At 69.2% G+C, this 18,196-nt stretch carries 14 protein-coding genes; 12 read left to right on the forward strand and 2 right to left on the reverse strand.

Annotation, left to right across the window (positions count from 1 at the left end; translation table 11 throughout):
* Positions 1–9 precede the first annotated feature (9 nt).
* The 10 genes from EOW66_RS02635 (at position 10) to EOW66_RS02680 (ending at position 11,272) form a co-directional block, all read left to right on the forward strand.
* Positions 10–1,200, forward strand: a complete 1,191-nt coding sequence (locus tag EOW66_RS02635; RefSeq protein WP_128154590.1) for a PAS domain-containing protein — start codon at positions 10–12, stop codon at positions 1,198–1,200.
* 18 nt (positions 1,201–1,218) lie between these two features.
* Positions 1,219–2,604 carry a sigma-54 interaction domain-containing protein gene (locus EOW66_RS02640; RefSeq protein ID WP_128154592.1) on the forward strand — a complete coding sequence of 462 codons (1,386 nt, stop codon included), beginning with the start codon at positions 1,219–1,221 and terminating at the stop codon, positions 2,602–2,604.
* 31 nt (positions 2,605–2,635) lie between these two features.
* Positions 2,636–3,682 carry an ABC transporter substrate-binding protein gene (locus EOW66_RS02645; RefSeq protein ID WP_128154593.1) on the forward strand — a complete coding sequence of 349 codons (1,047 nt, stop codon included), beginning with the start codon at positions 2,636–2,638 and terminating at the stop codon, positions 3,680–3,682.
* Between the two features lie 113 nt (positions 3,683–3,795).
* Positions 3,796–4,893: an ABC transporter ATP-binding protein gene (locus EOW66_RS02650; protein ID WP_128154595.1), complete on the forward strand. Its 1,098-nt coding sequence runs from the start codon at positions 3,796–3,798 to the stop codon at positions 4,891–4,893.
* A complete protein-coding gene (locus EOW66_RS02655) occupies positions 4,890–5,756 on the forward strand; it encodes an ABC transporter permease (protein ID WP_206363658.1) in 867 nt (288 codons plus the stop codon). Before EOW66_RS02650 ends, EOW66_RS02655 begins: the two co-directional genes overlap by 4 nt.
* 1 nt (position 5,757) lies before the next feature.
* Entirely contained in the window at positions 5,758–6,567 is an 810-nt protein-coding gene (locus EOW66_RS02660) for an ABC transporter permease (RefSeq protein WP_128154596.1), read from the forward strand.
* 14 nt (positions 6,568–6,581) lie between these two features.
* The gene (locus EOW66_RS02665; protein WP_128154598.1) at positions 6,582–8,078 is read left to right on the forward strand and encodes an aldehyde dehydrogenase; all 1,497 of its coding nucleotides are present in this window, start codon (positions 6,582–6,584) and stop codon (positions 8,076–8,078) included.
* A 43-nt stretch (positions 8,079–8,121) separates the two neighbouring features.
* Positions 8,122–8,847, forward strand: coding sequence for a type 1 glutamine amidotransferase (locus EOW66_RS02670; RefSeq protein WP_128154600.1), 726 nt, complete (start codon positions 8,122–8,124; stop codon positions 8,845–8,847).
* On the forward strand, positions 8,844–10,058 hold the full coding sequence (locus tag EOW66_RS02675) for an RNA polymerase factor sigma-54 (protein ID WP_128154602.1): 1,215 nt from the start codon (positions 8,844–8,846) through the stop codon (positions 10,056–10,058). The genes EOW66_RS02670 and EOW66_RS02675 overlap by 4 nt, the downstream gene beginning before the upstream one ends.
* A gap of 86 nt (positions 10,059–10,144) precedes the next feature.
* Positions 10,145–11,272 carry an NAD(P)/FAD-dependent oxidoreductase gene (locus tag EOW66_RS02680; RefSeq protein ID WP_128154603.1) on the forward strand — a complete coding sequence of 376 codons (1,128 nt, stop codon included), beginning with the start codon at positions 10,145–10,147 and terminating at the stop codon, positions 11,270–11,272.
* A 6-nt stretch (positions 11,273–11,278) separates the two neighbouring features.
* Here the strand turns inward: EOW66_RS02680 and EOW66_RS02685 are convergent, their stop codons facing one another.
* The gene (locus tag EOW66_RS02685) at positions 11,279–11,989 is read right to left on the reverse strand and encodes a winged helix-turn-helix domain-containing protein (RefSeq protein WP_113899180.1); all 711 of its coding nucleotides are present in this window, start codon (positions 11,987–11,989) and stop codon (positions 11,279–11,281) included.
* Positions 11,989–13,968, reverse strand: coding sequence for a hybrid sensor histidine kinase/response regulator (locus tag EOW66_RS02690; RefSeq protein WP_164881000.1), 1,980 nt, complete (start codon positions 13,966–13,968; stop codon positions 11,989–11,991). The genes EOW66_RS02685 and EOW66_RS02690 overlap by 1 nt, the downstream gene beginning before the upstream one ends.
* 342 nt (positions 13,969–14,310) lie before the next feature.
* On the opposite strand from EOW66_RS02690, the gene EOW66_RS02695 reads away from it, so the two are divergent.
* Positions 14,311–16,503, forward strand: a complete 2,193-nt coding sequence (locus tag EOW66_RS02695) for a 3-hydroxyacyl-CoA dehydrogenase/enoyl-CoA hydratase family protein (RefSeq protein ID WP_128154606.1) — start codon at positions 14,311–14,313, stop codon at positions 16,501–16,503.
* A 51-nt stretch (positions 16,504–16,554) separates the two neighbouring features.
* Entirely contained in the window at positions 16,555–18,195 is a 1,641-nt protein-coding gene (locus tag EOW66_RS02700) for an acyl-CoA synthetase (RefSeq protein WP_128154607.1), read from the forward strand.
* The last annotated feature ends 1 nt before the right edge of the window (position 18,196 follow it).

Raw genomic sequence — 18,196 nt, forward strand, 5'->3', positions numbered from 1 at the left:
GATCACCTGATGGGAGCACGGGAACCGCAAGGTTCGATGCTGGAAGACTGGCTCGCGCGCGACGGGACGATCCTGCGCGCGAGTGCCGCGCAGGACGCCGCGCTCGGGCTTGCCCCGGGCGCGGCCGAAGGCCGTCCGTGGTCGCTGATCTACCCGCTTGCCGCGCGCGAGCGGCTGGAGACGCTCTTTGCCCTCACCGGCCCCTGGCCGCAGGTGCTGGCGCTCGAACTGCGCTGCGCAGGCGCCTCGACGCTGCCGGTGACGGCGGTGATCGAGCGCATCGAGGACCCGGTCGCGGGCCCCTGCCTGCGGCTCTTCAAATGGCCGCGCGGCGGCATGATCGACGCCGTCGAGCGGCTGGCCGAGGAGAACGAGGTGATCGCCTCGATCCTCGCCACCTCGGACGATGCCGGCTGGTGCATGGAATGGGCCGAACCCGTCGACCTCTCCGCGCCCGAGCAGGAGACGATCCGTCAGGTCTTCGAGAACGGCCCGCGCTGGCGCTTTTGCAACGACGCGATGGCACGGCTCTACCGCACCCCGCCCGGGCGCGACTTCAACGAGCTGCCGGTGCACGAGACCTTCCCGCGCACGCCGGAAAACGAGGATTTCGTCCGCCGGCTGGTGCGGGCAAGTTTCGATGTCACCGCCTCGCCCTCGCGCGATCTGCGCTATGACGGGGTCTGGATCGAGGTCGAGAACGACGTACGCGGCCATATCCACGGCAACCGGCTGACCCGGATGTGGGGCACGGTGCGCGACGTCTCGAAACACGCCCGCCGCGCCGCGGTGCTGCGCGACGAGATCGAGGCGCTCGAGGCGGTGCTGACGGCGCTGCCCGATGCGGTGCTGGTGATCGACCGCGCCGGGCATCTGCTGCGCACGAACCTCGCCGCCGAAGAGCTGCTGTCGCTCGCAACCGACGCCTATGCGACGCGCGAGCTGGGCGATTGCATCGCGCTGCCCTTGCCGCTCGAGACGCTGTTCGAGGCCGCGGCGGGGCGGCTTCCGGGCCATCCCGACCGGACCTGGACGGTGACGGCGCTGCGCTCGGAAACCGGGGTGCGGGCCGAGATGCAGGCCCGGCCGCTGCGCCTGCGCGAGACCGAGTGTCTGGTCCTCAGCCTGCGGCTGAAGCGCGGCCCGGCGCTCGCGGGCGCCCCCGCCGGGCGCATCGCCCGCTTCCGGGCGGAGCGCTGAGCGATGGGAGGTGAAGCCGTGACCAGCCACACCACCCCGCCGCAGCGCCCCGCGCTCGAGACCGCGCTCGACGCGCTGCCCGACGGGCTGATCGTGCTCGACGCTGCGGGCACCGTCACCCACCTGAACCGCGAGGCGGCGATGATCGGCGGGCTCGACGCCGCCGCGGCGCCCGGCCAGACGCTCGCCCGCCTCGGCGCCGGCTCGGCACTGAACTGGCTGCCGGTCGAGGAGATGATCGAGGCCGGCCGCACCGGCTCGGTGATGCTGCGCGGCGACACGGTGGGGGCGGTGCTCGTCACCCTGCGCCGGATCGCGACCGGCGGCCATGTGCTGACGCTGCGCGATCTGGCGGTGCTCGACCACGCCCGCCGTCAGGCCGCGGGCCAGCGCGACGCCGCGCCCTTCCCGACCACCGCCGAGCGCCGGCTGCGCCCCGACTTCGCCCGCCAGCGCCATCTTTCGCCCTGGCTCGACCGGATGATGTCGCGCGGCGAGCGGGCGCTTTTGCAGGGCGCGCGGGTGATCATCACCGGCGAGTCGGGCGTCGGCAAGACCGAGATCGCGCGCCACCTGCACGGCTTCGTGTCGAACGCCACCGACCCGTTCATCGCGGTCAACTGCGCCGCGATCCCCGAGACGCTGTTCGAAAGCGAACTCTTCGGCTACGAGAAAGGCGCCTTCACCGGCGCCTCCACCGAGGGCAAGAAGGGCCTGATTGAGATGGCCGAGGGCGGCACGCTCTTCCTCGACGAGATCGGCGAGATCCCCCTGCCGCTGCAGGCCAAGCTGCTGACCTTCCTCGAGGACGGGATGGTGATGCGGATCGGCGGCACCCGGCCGCGGCGGGTCAGCGTGCGGGTGATCTCGGCCACCAACCGCGACCTGCTCGCCATGGCCGAAGAGCGCCGCTTCCGCCTCGACCTCTATTACCGGCTGGCGGTGGTGAACATGCCGATCAAGCCGCTGCGCGAGGTGCCCGAGCTGCTCGATCACCTGATCGAGCGCTTTCTCACCGCGATCAACCAGCGCCGCTCGCAGCCGCTCGACCTCAGCGAGGACCTGCGCGCGCGGCTGCGCGCCTATCAGTATCCCGGCAACATCCGCGAGCTGTGGAACCTGATGCAGCAGATCTCGGTGCTCGGCGACGATGTCGACGAGCTGCCGCGGCGATTGATGGCCATCGACCTCGATGCCGGGCCTGTCCGGGCCCCGGCGACGGCACCGACCGTCGCCGGGGCGGAAGACCGGCCCGAGGGCCTGCCGCTGCGCGAAGCGCTCGCGGAATACGAATTGCGGATCATCGAAGAGGCGATCCGTATCCACGGCAGCAAGCGCAAGGCCGCTGCCGCTCTGGGTGTCGATATCGGCACCATCTCGCGAAAGACCCGAAAAGAGCCGTGAACGGCCGTTCAACCAACAGTGGAGACACGAAATGACCCGGAAGATCCTGCTCGGTGCGCTTGGCGCCCTCGCCCTGACCACCGCCGCCCCGGCGCTTGCCGAAGGCACGCTCAACGTGCTGACCTGGGAAGGCTATGCCGACCCCTCCTTCATCTCGAAGTTCGAAGAAGAGTCGGGCTGCAAGGTGAACGCGACCTATGTCGGCTCGAACGACGACTTCGCGCCGAAGCTGATGTCGGGCGGTGGCGTCTATGACCTCATCACCCCCTCGATCGACACCACCAAGCTGATGATCGACCTCGACTTCGTCGAGCCGATCGACACCGCGAAGATCGGCGAGTGGAACAACATCTACAAGAAATTCCGCGACCTCGACGGGATCCAGAAGGACGGCGCCTATTACGGCATGCCCTATGTCTGGGGCGCGATCGCCTTCATGTATCGCGACGATGCCTTCACCACCCCGCCGACCTCGATTGCCGATCTGTGGAACCCCGCGCTGAAGGGCAAGGTGTCGCTGTGGGACGACAAGTCCTCGATCTATGTCGCGGCGCGTCTGAACGGCGACATGGACATCTACAACCTGACCGACGCGCAGATCGCCGCCGCGCAGAAGAAGCTGCTCGAACAGAAACCGCTGATCCGCAAGTACTGGGCCACCGCGGGCGAGCTCGTCGACCTCTACAAGGCCGGCGAAGTGGTGATCTCGAACACCTGGGCGGGCTATCAGTCGGGGCTGCTGAAGGCCGAGGGCATCAAGGTGACCGAGTTCATCCCGAAGGAAGGCGCCGAGGGCTGGATGGACAGCTGGATGGTGGTCAAGGGCACGCCGAACAAGGAATGCGCCTACAAGTTCCTGAACATGCAGCTCTCGCCGCTCGGTCAGTGCGGTGTCGCCAACATCAACGGCTATTCGGTGTCCGATCCGGTCTCGGCCAAGGCCTGCATGACGCCCGAACAGTACACCTCGCTGCACCAGGACGACCCGGCCTATCTCGACAGCCTGATGGTCTGGCAGCCGCTCGGCGACCGTTTCGAGGCCTACACCAACGCCTGGAACGCCGTGAAGGCGCAATAACCGCAAGATCCGTCCGGTCCGGGGCACGCACCCCCGGGCCGGGCCACCAACCAGAAAGGCGCCGGGTTTTCGGGGGAGGAAAGCCCGGGCGCCGCGTTTCAGGGAAAGGCGACATGGCCGCAATCATCGAACTGGAGAACATCTCCAAACACTACAGCCCGACGATCATCGGCGTGGACAATGTCTCGCTGACGGTCGAGGACGGCGAATTCGTCACGCTGCTCGGCCCCTCGGGCTGCGGGAAATCCACGCTCCTGCGGATGATCGGCGGCTTCGAGACGCCCACCGCCGGCACCATCCGCCTCGCCGACAAGGACGTCACCTGGGACCCGCCCTACAAGCGCGAGGTCAACATGGTGTTCCAGGACTATGCCCTCTTCCCGCACATGACGGTGGGCGAGAACGTCGGCTATGGCCTCAAGGTGAAGGGCCTCGGCCGGCTCGAGATCGAGACCAAGGTGCATGACGCGCTGAAGCTCGTCGGCCTCTTCGACAAGGTGAAGCTGCGTCCCCAGCAGCTCTCGGGCGGCCAGCGCCAGCGCATCGCCCTTGCCCGCGCCATCGTGCGCGAGCCGAAGGTGCTGCTGCTCGACGAGCCGCTTTCGGCGCTCGACGCGAAACTCCGCGAGCAGATGCAGATCGAGATGAAGCACCTGCACGAGAAGGTCGGCATCACCTTCGTCATGGTCACCCACGACCAGACCGAGGCGCTGGTGATGTCTGACCGCGTCGTGGTGATGGAGAAGGGCCGGATCGCACAACAGGGCCGGCCGCAGGAGCTTTATGACCACCCCGCCTCGCCCTATGTCGCGAATTTCATCGGCACCACCAACTTCCTGCCCGGCCGCGTCATCCGCTGCGAGGGTGAGCGCGCCGAGATCGAGATCGGCGGCGGCCGGCTGAGCGCGATCGTCGATGCGCCGCTGGTCGCGGACAGCATCGTCACCGCCGGCTGCCGCCCCGAGAAGGTGCGCCTGCTCGCCGAGGGCGAAACCGCCGAGAACGTGATCGAGGGCCGGGTCGCCGAGGTGATCTATTACGGGCTCGGCCTGCGGCTTGCGGTCGAACTTGCGGACGGCAGCCGGGTCTATACCGACAGCCTGCTTCCCGACCGGCTCGCGCTCAGCGCCGTGCCGCCGCTCGGGCAAAGCCTGCGCCTTGCCGTCGCGCCGCACAACGTCTTCGTCTTCGAGGGGGAGGTCACGCCGTGAACCGCGCCCGCCGCAACCTCTCGGGGGTGATGGTGCTGGGCATTCCGCTGCTCTGGATCGCCCTCTTCATGCTGCTCCCCTACGGGATCATCGTCACCTTCTCGTTCTGGGTGAAGAAATACCCGACCTTCATGCCGGCCTTCCAGTTCGGCAATTACCTCACCCTCTTCACCGACCCGCAATATGTGCTGGTGCTGCTGCGCACGCTGAAGATCTCGGTGCTGGTGTCGGTGGCCTCGCTGCTGCTTGCCTATCCCTTCGCCTATTGGCTGGTGTTCCGCTGCCGCTCGGCGAAGCTGCGCACCTGGCTCTACATGGCGGTGATCGCGCCGCTCTGGGTCAGCTATCTGCTGCGCGCCTATGTCTGGAAGACGATCCTCGGCACCGAGGGGGTGCTGAACTCGTTCCTGCAGTCGATCGGCCTGATCGACGAGCCCTCCTCGATCTTCCTCTACAACCAGTTCGCGATGGTGGTGACGCTGACCTATATCTTCATCCCCTTCATGGTGATGCCGATCTACACCGCGCTCGAGAAGATCCCCGTGAACCTGACCGAGGCGGCGGCCGATCTCGGCATGGGGCCGTGGCGCAGCTTCTGGACGGTGACGCTGCCGCTCTCGGCACCGGGCATCGCGGCCGGGGCGACGCTGACCTTCTGCCTGTCGTTTGGCGACTTCATCGCGCCCTTCCTGGTGGGCGGGCCGGACGGCAACCTGATCGCCAATGTCATCGCCACGCAATTCGGCGCCGCACTGAACTGGCCGCTCGGCTCCGCGCTCGCCATCGTGATGCTGGTCGTCGTGCTGACCATCGTCTCGCTCAGCGACCGGATGGAGCGCAAGGGCGCCACGGGAGGGATCTGACATGACACGCCGCACCCCCAACCTCGTCTCGCGCTACGGCGCCGACACCGCCTTCATGACCTTCGTCGCGGCGCTGATGGCGTTTCTCTACATCCCGATCTGGGTGCTGATCGCGTTCTCGTTCAACGACTCGCGCTCGCTGACCTGGCCGCTGTCGGGCTTCACCCTCGACTGGTACGTCAAGCTCGCCTCGAACGGCGACCTGCTCGCCGCGATCCGCAACAGCTTCTATGTGGCGACCGGGGCGACGATCCTGACGCTCTGCGTCGGCGTGCCGGCGGCACTCGCGCTGCACAAGGTCAGCTTCCCCGGCAAGACCGTGTTCCGCCGCCTGATCCTGCTGCCGATCACCCTGCCCGGCATCGTCACCGGCATCTCGATGCTGAACATGTTCAAGCTGATCGGCTTCCCGCTCAGCCTCGAGACGGTGATCCTCGGCCATGCCACGGCGCTGCTGGGCGTCGTCGTTACCCAGGTCTATGCCCGGCTGCAGCGGCTGCCGAAATCGCTCGAGGAAGCGGCCTTCGATCTTGGCGCCTCGCCCTGGCGCAGCTTCATCGACATCACGCTGCCCAACATCCGCACCGCCATCCTCGGCGCCGGCATGCTGAGCTTCGTGCTGAGCTTCGACGAGATCCCGGTCACCTTCTTCCTGACCGGGCGCGACAACACCCTGCCGATGTACATCTATTCGACCCTGCGCCGCGGCGTGACGCCCGAGATCAACGCCGTCGGCACGATCATCGTTCTGCTGTCGCTGGTGCTGATCGTCGTCTCGGTGGTCTCGACCCGCGACACCAAACAGAAATGACAGGAGGTTCCCCAATGACCCTGACGCTGAAAGACTGGCAGGCGCGCGCCGCCACGCTGAAACCCGACACCCGCCTGTTCATCGACGGCACCTTCGTCGATGCCGCGAAGGGCGGCAAGTTCGAGACCGTGAACCCCGCCACCGGCGAGGTCGTGGCCGAGCTCGCCCGCGGCACCGCCGAGGATGTCGACCGCGCCGTCGCGAGCGCGAAGAAGGCGTTCAAGTCGGGCGTGTGGTCGCGCATGGCGCCCACCGACCGGATGGCGGTGATGCGCCGCTTCGCCGACCTGATCGAGGAACACGCCGAGGATTTCGCGCTTCTCGACACGCTCGACATGGGCAAGCCGATCTCGGACATGCTCAACATCGACATTCCCGGCTCGCTGATGACGATCCGCTTCTTCGCCGAGACCATCGACAAGATGGAGGGGGTCGTCACCAATACCCGCGCCGATGCGCTGCATTACATCCTGCGCCAGCCGCTCGGCGTGTGCGGCATCGTCGTGCCGTGGAACTACCCGCTGATGATGGCGGCGTGGAAACTGGCCCCGGCGCTGTCTTGCGGCAACTCGGTGGTGCTGAAACCGGCCGAACAGTCGCCGCTCTCGGCGCTGCTGCTCGCCAGGCTCTTCTGCGAGGCGGGCGGCCCCGCCGGCGTCTTCAACGTCGTCACCGGCTTTGGCGAGGAAACCGGCAAGCCGCTCGCGCTGCACATGGATGTGGACAAGATCGGCTTCACCGGCTCGGGCGAGGTCGGCAAGCTGATGCTGGTCTATGCCGGCCAGTCGAACATGAAGCGCGTCACCACCGAATGCGGCGGCAAGTCGCCGCAGATCGTGCTGGCCGATTGCGACGATCTCGAGAAGGCCGCGACCTTCGGCGTCGCCGGCATCTTCGGCAATCAGGGCGAGGTCTGCTCGGCCGGCTCGCGCATCCTGGTCGAGCGCAAGGTCTATGACGAGTATGTCGCGCTTTTCACCGAGGCCGCGAAGGGCATGCATGTGCCGGGCAACCCGCTCGACCCCGCGACCACCATGGGCCCGCTCGTCACCCCCGAACAGCAGGCGCGGGTGCTCGGCTACATCGAGACAGGCAAGGCCGAGGGGGCGAAGCTTGCCTTCGGCGGCGGCGTGCCGGCGGGGTTCAACGCCGGCTGCTATGTCGAGCCCACGCTTTTCACCGAGGTGTCGAACAAGATGACCATCGCGCAGGAGGAAATCTTCGGCCCGGTCGCCTCGATCATCCCGGTCGACGATCTCGACCACGCGATTGCCACTGCGAACGACACGATCTACGGCCTCGCCTCGGCGATCTGGACCTCGAACCTGAAAAGCGCGCATCGCTTCGCGCAGGAGATCGAGGCCGGCATCGTCTGGGTCAATGCCTATGAGGCGGGCGATGCCACCACCCCCTGGGGTGGCTTCAAGCAGTCGGGCAACGGCCGCGACAAGTGCCTCGAGGCGCTGACGCAATACACCCAGACGAAATCCGTCTGGATCGAACTGAGCTGAAAGCAACGGGCGGGGGCCCTCCCCCGCCCCTTCCGAGGACCCCATGAAGATCTGCATTCTCGAGACCGACACCACCGGCCCCGCCTTCGAGCCCGTCCACGGCAGCTATGCCGACATGTTCTCGCGCTGGCTTGCCCCCGTGCTGCCCGAGGCGCGCTTCACCCGCGTCTTCATCGCCGAGGGCGAGCCGGTGCCCGAGGCGCTGACCGCCTTCGACGCCTTCCTCGTCACCGGCTCGCGTGCCGGCGTCTACGAGGACCGGCCGTGGATCGCGCCGCTGATCGCCGGGCTGCAGCGCATCGCCGCGGCGCGGGTGCCGCTCGCCGGCGTCTGCTTCGGCCATCAGGTGATGGCGCAGGCCTTCGGCGGCGCGGTGCGCAAGTCGCCCGACGGCTGGGTGGTGGGCCGGCATGACCACGCGCTGAGCGCAACGGGGGCTGCGGTCTTCGGGCCGGGCGCGCTGCCCGCGCTCTCGATCCATCAGGATCAGGTCATGGTGCCACCGCCGCGGGCCGAGCGGCTGTTCTCGACCGCCGCCTCGCCGAACGGCAGCTTTCTCTACACCGACTTCCCGGCGATCTCGTCGCAGGTCCACCCGGAGTTCACCCTCGACTTCCTGCGCGCGCTGATCACCCCGCCCGACGGGGTGCGGCTGGCCGACGATCTGCACGCGGCGGCGATCGCCTCGCTCGCCGGCCCGCTCGATCAGCAGCGCATCGCCCGCGGCTTTGCCCGCGTGCTGCGCGGCGAGGAGATTGCGCACGGATGAAGCTGCGTCAGGACATCGCGCTGCGCCAGCAGACCCGGCTGACCCTCAGCCAGGATCTGGTGCGCGCGATCGGCCTGCTCGGCCTGTCGAACCTCGATCTGGGCGAAAGCCTGCGCGAGGCGGCGGCCGAGAACCCCTTCCTGCGGCTCGAGCTGCCGCGGACCGCGTCGCTTGAGGATGTCGAGATCGCCGACGAGGGGCCCTCGCTCATCGCCCATGTGCTCGAATGCCTGCCGGGCCTCGTCCCCGCCGCTGCCGATCGCGCGGTGGCGCTGGCGCTGACCGAGGCGCTCGATGCGCAGGGGTTTCTGGCGACGCCGACGCCGGCGATTGCCGCCCGCCTCGGCCTGCCGCTCGCGCCTATCGAGGCGGTGCTGGCGCAGCTCCAGCGGATCGAGCCGCGCGGGCTGTTCGCCCGCTCGCTTGCCGAGTGCCTCGCCCTGCAACTGGCCGAGGAAGGTCCGATCGCGCCCGAGATGCGCCGCCTGCTCGACGCGCTGCCGGCGCTGGCCGAGGGCGGCCCCTCGGCACTCGCCCGCGCCACCGGGCTCGCGCCCGACACGCTTGCGCCGCTGCTCGCCCGGCTGCGCGGTCTGACCCCGCGCCCCGCCGCGGGCTTTGCCACGCCCCCCGCCCGCGCCCGCATCGCCGATCTCGTCTTCGCCCCCGAGGGCCCGGGCTGGGCCGTGCGGCTGAACCGCGAGACCGCGCCGCGCCTGACCCTTGCCGCGATCACCGGCCCGGCGGGCGAGCGCCGCGCCGCGCAGGCGCTGATTGCCGCGGTCGAGCGGCGCAATGCCGCCCTTCTGGCGCTTGGCGCGGCACTCGCCCGCGAGCAGCCGGGCTTCCTGCGCGACGGCCCCGCCGCGCTGCGCCCGCTGACCCGCCGTGCCGTCGCCGCGGCGATCGGGCTGCATGAAAGCACGGTGAGCCGGATGGTCGCCGCAGGCTCGGCCGAGACGCCCCGCGGGACCGAGCCGCTGGCGGCCTTCTTCGGCCGCGCCGTCGCCCAGTCCGAAACCGCCGAGGCCGGCCCCGCCGTCATCGCCCGCATCCGCGCGCTGGTCGGCGCCGAACCCGCGAGCGCGCCGCTGACCGACGGCGCACTGACCGAGGCGCTGGCGCAGGCGGGCATCACCGTCTCGCGCCGGGTGGTGGCAAAGCTGCGCGCCCGCGCCGGCATCCCGCCGCGCGCCCTGCGCCGCCGCTGATCCCCCGCGCCACGACGCCGCGCTTGCTTCTGCGCTGCGGCAAAGTTACATTCCAGACATCGAATATTTCAGCCCGGATCCAGCACATGACCAGAATTGCCATTCTCGGCTCGGGCTTTGCCGCCCTGACCGCCGTTCGCGAACTGCGCCGCCAGAAGGTTGATGCGGAGATCACCGTCGTCTCGCCGCGCGAAGAGCTGCATTACCTGCCCTCCTCGATCTGGATCCCGGCCGGGCTGCGCCAGGGCGACGCGCTGCGCCTGCCGCTTGCCGCCTTCTTCGCCCGCCACCAGGTGAAGCACGTCAAGGCCTCGGTCACCGGCATGAAGGCCGCCGAGAAGGTGGTCGAGACCGACGCCGGCCCGATCATGGCCGATCAGATCCTGATCGCCACCGGCGGCCGCTTCATCCGCAAGCTGCCCGGCATCGAGAACGCGATCGTCCCCTGCGAGGGCATCCTTGCCGCCGAGCAGATCGCGGTGCGGCTGAAGGCGATGGAGGGCGGCACCATCGCGATCGGCATGGCGACGAACCCGAACGAGCCGGGCGCGATGCGCGGCGGGCCGATGTTCGAATATCTCTTCATCCTCGACACGCTGCTGCGCCGCGAGGGCCGGCGCGACAAGTTCCGGCTGGTGTTCTTCAGCCCCTCGCCCCGCCCCGGCCAGCGCCTTGGCGAAAAGGCGGTGGACGGCATCCTGAAGGAGATGGCGAAGCGCGGCGTCGAGACCCATCTCGGCCACAAGATGGTGCGGATCGAGCCTGCGAAGGTGGTGACCGAGGGCGGCGAGATCGTGGCCGACCTGATCCTGTTCCAGCCCGGCATGACCGGCCCGGCCTGGCTCGCGACTGCCGATCTGCCGCTCTCAACGGGCGGCATGGTGCGCGCCGACGAGCTGTGCCGGGTGGCGGACCTGCCCGGGATCTGGGTCGCGGGCGATGCGGGCAGCTTCCCGGGGCCGGACTGGATGCCGAAACAGGCGCATCAGGCCGACCTGCAGGCGAAGGCCGCCGCCGCCAACATCGCCGCGACGCTGAAGGGCGAGGCGCCGAAGACCACCTTCGAGGCCGAGCTCGTGTGCATCATGGACAGCCTCGACCGCGGCATGCTGGTGTTCCGCCGCGGCAAGGTCAACATCGTGCTGCCGGCGCTGAAGCCACTGCACTGGCTCAAGCGGATGTTCGAAAACCACTATCTGCGCGCCTATCGCTGAGCCGCGTCACAGCCAGTCGACATCGCTCGTCAGGATGTAGCCGGCGCCATAGACGGTGCGGATCAGCTCGGGCGCGTGGCTGTCGTCCTCGAGCTTGCGGCGCAGCCGGCACACCCGCGCGTCGATCGAGCGGTCGAAGGGCTCGTCGGCGCGCCCGCGCGTGGCATCCAGCAGCTGCGCCCGGCTCAGCACCCGGTTCGGCGCGTTCAGGAAGGCGCCGAGCAGGCTGGTTTCCGAGGAGCTGAGCGCCACCTGCTGCCCCGCCGGTCCGACGAGCGTGCAGGCCGTCAGGTTCGCCACCCAGCCGCCGAAGCGCGCCTGCGCATGCGCCGCCGCCTCGCTTTCCTCCCGCGCGAGCGTGCCGCGGCGCAACACTGCGCGCACCCGCGCCACCAGCTCGCGCGGCTCGAACGGCTTGGTGATGTAATCATCCGCCCCGATCTCGAGCCCGATCACCTTGTCGGTGACCGACCCGCGGCCGGTCACCACCACCCGCGGCACCGAACGCGGCAACAGCCCCGAGCCGAGCAGGCCAAGCCCGTCGCCATCGGGCAAAGACAGGTCGATCAGGCACAGGTCGGGCAATTGCCGGCGCACCTCGCGCTCGAATTCGGCCAGACGGCGGAACTTGCGCAGCGCATAGCCCTGCTGGCTCAGCGTGCGCTCGATCAGCCGGGCGATGTCGAGGTCATCCTCGAGCAGGTAGATCAGGGGCATCAGTCTCTCCTTGCCGGCTGGGGGGCCCGCGCCTGCGCCCGCGCGGTGGCAAGCGCCGCGGCCAGCGCCGCATCGGTGAAGGGCTTGCGCAGGATGGGCAGCCCCGGCAGCTCGGCCGCCGCCTGCCCCGCAAGCCCCGCCTTGCCGCTCATCAGCACGACGCCGGTGCCCGGCCGCTCGGCCGCCAGCCAGCGTGCCAGACCGAACCCGTCGAGCGTGCCGGGCATGTCGATATCCGAGATCACCACCGCGATCGCGCCGATGCGCTGGATCAGCAGCTTCGCCTCGTCGGCGCTGTCGGCCTCGATCAGCGGATGACCAAGCGCGGCGATCTTGCGGCGCAGGGTGCGGCGCACGTCGCGGTCATCCTCGACCAGAAGCAGAAGCGGCGGGCTTTCCTCCTCGGGCGCGGGCTCGGGGGCGGGCAGCGCAAGCGGCGCGGGCGGCAGCGCGGCCAGCCCGACGCTGGGCAGCAGGATGGTGAAGCAGCTCCCCGCGCCCGGCGCGCTCTCGACCATGATCGCGCCATTCGACTGCTTGACGAAACCATAGACCATCGAGAGGCCAAGCCCGGAACCGGCGCCGGCCGCCTTCGAGGTGAAGAACGGTTCGAAGATCCGCTCGACCTGCTCGGGCGACATGCCGCAACCGTCGTCGGAAAAGCGCAGCCGGACATAGCGACCGACCGGCAGATAGAGCAGTTCCGCCTCCTGCGGCGGCAGGTCGTAGGGCGCGATCTCGATCCGGATCTGCCCCGCCCCGCCGGTCGCATCGCGGGCGTTCATCGCAAGGTTCAAGAGCGCCATCTCGAGCTGCGAACGGTCGACCAGCGCCGGCGGCAGCTCGGCCGCGCTTTCGGTGCCGATCACCAGCTTGCGCGGCATCGAGGCGCGCAGCAGCGTGCAGATCTCGGCCACCGCCCCCGGAATGTCGGTGGGCTCGGGGGCGAACTGCTCGCGCCGGGCGAGCGTCAGGAGCCGCTGCGTCAGCGCCGAGCCACGGCGTGCCGCGGCAATCGCCGGCGCAAGGAACTCGCGGTTCAGCTCGCCCTCGCCGATCTCCTCGGACAGGGGCAGCAGGTTGCCCAGGATCACCGTCAGCAGGTTGTTGAAATCATGCGAGATGCCCGAGGCCATGCGGCCGAGCGCATCCATCTTCTGCGCCCCCATCAAGGCCGCCATCGCCGCCTTGCGCCGGGTGACGTCGATCGAGAGCAGATAGAACCCGATCACCTCGCCCGACGACGGCCGTTCGGGCCGCAGCAGGGTGCGGATGTCCTTGATCCGGCCGTCGGGCAGCTCCACCCGCATCTCGAAATCGACAAGCGCGCCGCGCCGGGCCTGCTCGAAATAACGCTCGGACTCGCCGAGCGTGCGGGCCGACAGCACCTCGGTCGCGTGCAGCCCGATCATCTCGGCCGGGCTGCGGCGATAGGCGCGGGCAAAGCGGCGGTTGGCATAGAGGATGTGCAGCTCGCTGTCGAAATGCGCGATCCCCGCCGGCACCTCGTCGGCGATCAGCGCCAGACGCTCCTCGCTCAGCCGCAGCGCGCGGGTGCGCTCCTCGACCTGCGCCTCGAGCTGCACCGCGCGGTTGCGCCGGGCGGTGACATCGGCACAGGTCGACAGATAGCCGCCCGACGCGAGCGGCCGCCCCACCGCCTCGATCACCCGGTCCATCGGCTTGGCCAGTTCGATCTGGATCCGCTCGGCGCGCCGCGCGCCGGCCATCCGCCCGCGCACCAGCACCGCTGCATCGCCCGGGCCATAATCGCCGCGCTCGGCAAAGCAGCGCACGAAGCTTTCATACGCCGCCCCCGGAAAGGCCAGCGCCGCGGGCAGGTCGTGCAGCTCGAGAAAGCGCCGGTTCCAGGCCAGCAGCCGGAACTCGGCGTCGAAGACGGCAAAGCCCTCCTCGAGTTCATTCAGCGCCTCCTCGAGCGGCACCGACAGGCCGGGGCGCACGGGTCTGTTGTCCATCTCGATTCCGATCGGTTCTCCTCCACCGCGGCCAGCATGCAACATCCCCCGCCCCGTTCAAAAGCCTGAAGCGCCGCGCGTCACATTTCGATACAATTCGACAAAACTTGCGCAACACCTGCATGAGCTAGTGCCGGATGCAGCCGGGGTCGGAGGGGCCCGGGCTGCGCACGGGAGGACCCGTCACCGGATCTCAGGGCCAGCGGCCGGCCGCCTTCCGCACGCGGAAGGCCGCCCTGCGCAAGGCGCCGCCGGACCGTCCCCCGGCCCCGAGACAGACGACCGGAGCGGCCCCCGCCCGGTCCCGACGGCCCCGCGGGGCATGACGAGAAAGGCACGAAGATGACGGAACTGACGCAGGCCTGGGGCGTGACGACGAGCGGATGCCGCCGCGCCGTGGTGATCGGGGCGGGCTCGATGGGCGCGGGCATCGCCGCGCAATTCGCCAACGCCGGCGTTCCGGTCGACCTGCTCGACATCCCGGCCGAGGGCAACCGCAACGCCCGCGCCGAGGCGGGCATCGCCGCGCAGCTGAAGGCGGGCGGTTTCGCCGGCCCGGGCCCCGCGGCACTGGTGCGCCCCGGCAACGTCGAGGATGACATCGCCCGCGTCGCCGAGGCCGACTGGATCATCGAGGCGGTGATCGAGAACCTCGAGGTCAAGCGCGCGCTCTTCGCCAAGATCGCGCCGCTGCTGGCGCCGGGCGCGGTGGTGTCGTCGAACACCTCGACGATCCTGCGCGAGCTGCTGACCGAGGGCTTCGGCGCCGAGTTCGCATCGCGCTTCGCGATCTCGCATTTCTTCAACCCGCCGCGGCACATGGCGCTGCTCGAGCTGGTCGCCGAGGACGGCGGGCCGGCGCAGGCCTTCATCCGCAAGGCCGGGCGCGCGGTGCTCGGCAAGACGGTGATCGACTGCCGCGACACCCCCGGCTTCATCGCCAACCGCATCGGTTGCACCTGGATGTCGATCGCCATGGTCGAGGCGTTGCGCCTTGGCCTGACGATCGAGGAGGCGGACGCCGTGCAGACCGCCTTCGGCATCCCGCGCACCGGCGTCTTCGGCCTGTCGGATCTGGTCGGCGTCGACATGATCCCGAGCATCTGGGGCTCGCTGATGGGCGAGCTGCCCGCCGGCGACGCGATCAACCGCTTCGACCTGCCGGCGAATGCGCTGGTCAGGGAGATGATCGCCAAGGGTCGCTTCGGCCGCAAGTCGGGCGCGGGCTTCTACCGCAAGGCCGCCGATGGCAGCCGCGAGGTGATCGACCCGGCAACCGGCGAGTATCGCGCGGTGCAGACCGTGGCGGTGCCCGGAGGCGGCAAGGATCTGGCGGCGCTGCTCGCCGATCAGGGCAAGCTTGGCGCCTATGCGCGCGAGGTGCTGGGCGAGGTGCTGCGCTATGCCGCGGCCCATGTCGCCGAGATCTCGACCGGCCCCGCCGCGCTCGATGCGGCGCTGGAGCTTGGCTTTGCCTGGCGCAAGGGTCCCTTCGCCATCGCCCAGAGCCTCGATGCCGCCAGCCGCGCCGCGCTGAACCTGCCGGCGATGCCCGCGGTGGTGAAGGACGCCGCGGCGCAGGACCCGCTCGACCGGGCGAAGGCGGCGGGCGCGAAGCTTGCCGGCAATGCCTCGGCGAGCCTGTGGGATCTGGGCGATGGCGTCGGCTGCCTCGAACTCACCACCAAGATGAACGCGGTCGACGACGGCGTCTTCGACATGATCGAGGAGACGCTGGGCCGGATGGGCGGCGCGGTGAAGGCGCTGGTGGTCGGCAACCACGACCCGCGCGCCTTCTCGGCCGGCGCCAACCTCGCCCGCTTCGTCGAGATGATCGAGAGCGCGGACTGGGACGCGATCGGCGGCTTCATCGCCCGCGGCCATGCGCTTTACCCGCTGCTGCGGCAGGCGCCGGTGCCCTCGGTCGCGGCGGTGCAGGGGATCACGCTCGGCGGCGGCTGCGAGCTGACGCTGCATTGCTCGGCCCGCGTCGTGCATCTCGAGGCGAAGATCGGCCTGCCCGAACACACGCTTGGCATCCTGCCGGGCTGGGGCGGCTGCACCCGGCTGACCGCGCGGCTTGGCGCGGCGAAGGCCTTCGCGGCACTGACCCAGCCGCGCCCGGCGGGCTCGGCCCGCGAGGCGGTGACGCTTGGCTTCCTCGATCCCACGACGACGCAGGTGGTGATGCACACGGATGACCGGATCGGCGCGGCGATGCAGACTGCGCTCGCGATGATCGACGGCTACGAGGCGCTGGCGCCCGAGCGGATCACCACCGGCGGTGCCGAGGAGGCCGAGGCGATCCTCGCGCCGCGCCGCGAGATGGTGGCGGCGGGCAAGCTCTCGGCGGCCGATCTCGCCGTGCAGGCGCACATCGCCTCGGTCATCACCGGCGGCCCGCTCGGCGGCGAGCTGGCCGAGGAGGACCTGCGCGCACTCGAGGCCCGCGCCTTCGTCGAGATGATGCAGGTGCCGCTCACGCTTGCCCGCATCAAGCACATCCTCGAGACCGGCAAGCCGCTGAGGACCTGATCAGACAACCTGCGGCCGGGCGCCCTGCCCGGCCACCCCAAGGGAGGACCCATGGAGCACAACATCTACAACATCGGGGGCGAAAAGACCCCGGCGAACTATCTGCCGATCACGCCGCTGAGCCTGATGGACCGCTCGGCCAAGGTCTATCCGGACCGGCTTGCGGTGGTCTACGAGGGCGTGCGCCGCACCTGGGGGGAGACCTATGCGCGCTGCCTGAAGATGGCCTCGGCCCTGTCGAAGCGCGGCTACGGCAAGGGCGACACGATCTCGATCATGGCGACCAACATCCCCGAGATGTTCGAATCGCATTTCTCGGTGCCGATGGCCGGCGCCGTGCTGAACGCGATCAACACTCGTCTCGATGCCGAGGCCGTGGCCTTCATCCTCAGCCATGCCGAAAGCAAGGTGATCTTCGTCGATCCGGAATTCGCCGAGATCGTCGACCGCGCCGTGCACATCGCGCGTCCGCGCGACCTGCTGGTGGTCGACATCACCGACCCGGCCTTCGGCGCGGCGCGCAAGATCGGCCAGATCGGCTATGAGGAGCTGCTCGCCGAGGGCGACGCCGATTTCCGCTGGATCCGCCCCGATGACGAATGGGACGCGATCACGCTGAACTACACCTCGGGCACCACCGGCAACCCGAAGGGCGTGATCTACCACCACCGCGGCGCGCATCTGAATGCGCTCGCGAATGTCGTGTCGTGGCACATGGCGGACCGGCCGGTCTATCTGTGGACGCTGCCGATGTTCCATTGCAACGGCTGGTGCTTCCCCTGGACCATCGCCGCTTCGGCGGGCGTCGCGGTCTGCCTGCGCGCGGTGCGCGACGAGCCGATCTATCGGCTGATCAAGGAAGAGGGCGTCACCCATTTCTGCGGCGCCTCGGTGGTGCTCGCGATGCTGGTGCACGCCCCGGCCGAAATGAAGGACGGCCTGCAGAAGGGCGTCAAGGTGCTGACCGGCGGCGCCCCGCCGCCCGCGATCATCATCGAGAAGATGGAGGCGCTCGGCTTCGACGTCACCCATGGCTATGGCCTGACTGAGACCTACGGCCCCGGCGTCACCTGCGCCTGGCACGAGGAATGGGACGGGCTGTCGCTGCCCGAACGCGCGAAACTCAAGGCGCGCCAAGGCGTGCGCAACCACGCGATGGAAGAGATCATGGTGGCGAACCCCGACACCCAGGAGCCGGTGCCGGCCGATGGCGTGACGATGGGCGAGATCTTCATGCGCGGCAACAACGTGATGAAGGGCTATCTGAAGAACCCCTCCGCCACCGACGAGGCCTTTGCCGGCGGCTGGTTCGCCTCGGGCGACCTCGGCGTGATGCATCCCGATGGCTATATCGAGCTGAAGGACCGCTCGAAGGACATCATCATCTCGGGTGGCGAGAACATCTCCTCGATCGAGGTCGAGGACGTGCTCTACAAGCACCCCGAGGTGATGGAGGCAGCCGTCGTCGCCCGCCCGCACGAACGCTGGGGCGAGACGCCCTGCGCCTTCGTCAAGCTGCGCCCGGGCTCGGAGGTGAGCGACAAGGAGCTCATTGCCTTCTGCCGGCAGAACATGGCGCATTTCAAGGCGCCGAAGACGGTGGTGTTCGGCGAGCTGCCGAAGACCTCGACCGGCAAGGTGCAGAAATTCGTGCTGCGCGACCGGGCGCGGGCGATGGAGCTGCAGTCCTGAG

The organism is Paenirhodobacter huangdaonensis (assembly GCF_004022465.1).
Lineage (GTDB): Bacteria > Pseudomonadota > Alphaproteobacteria > Rhodobacterales > Rhodobacteraceae > Rhodobacter > Rhodobacter huangdaonensis.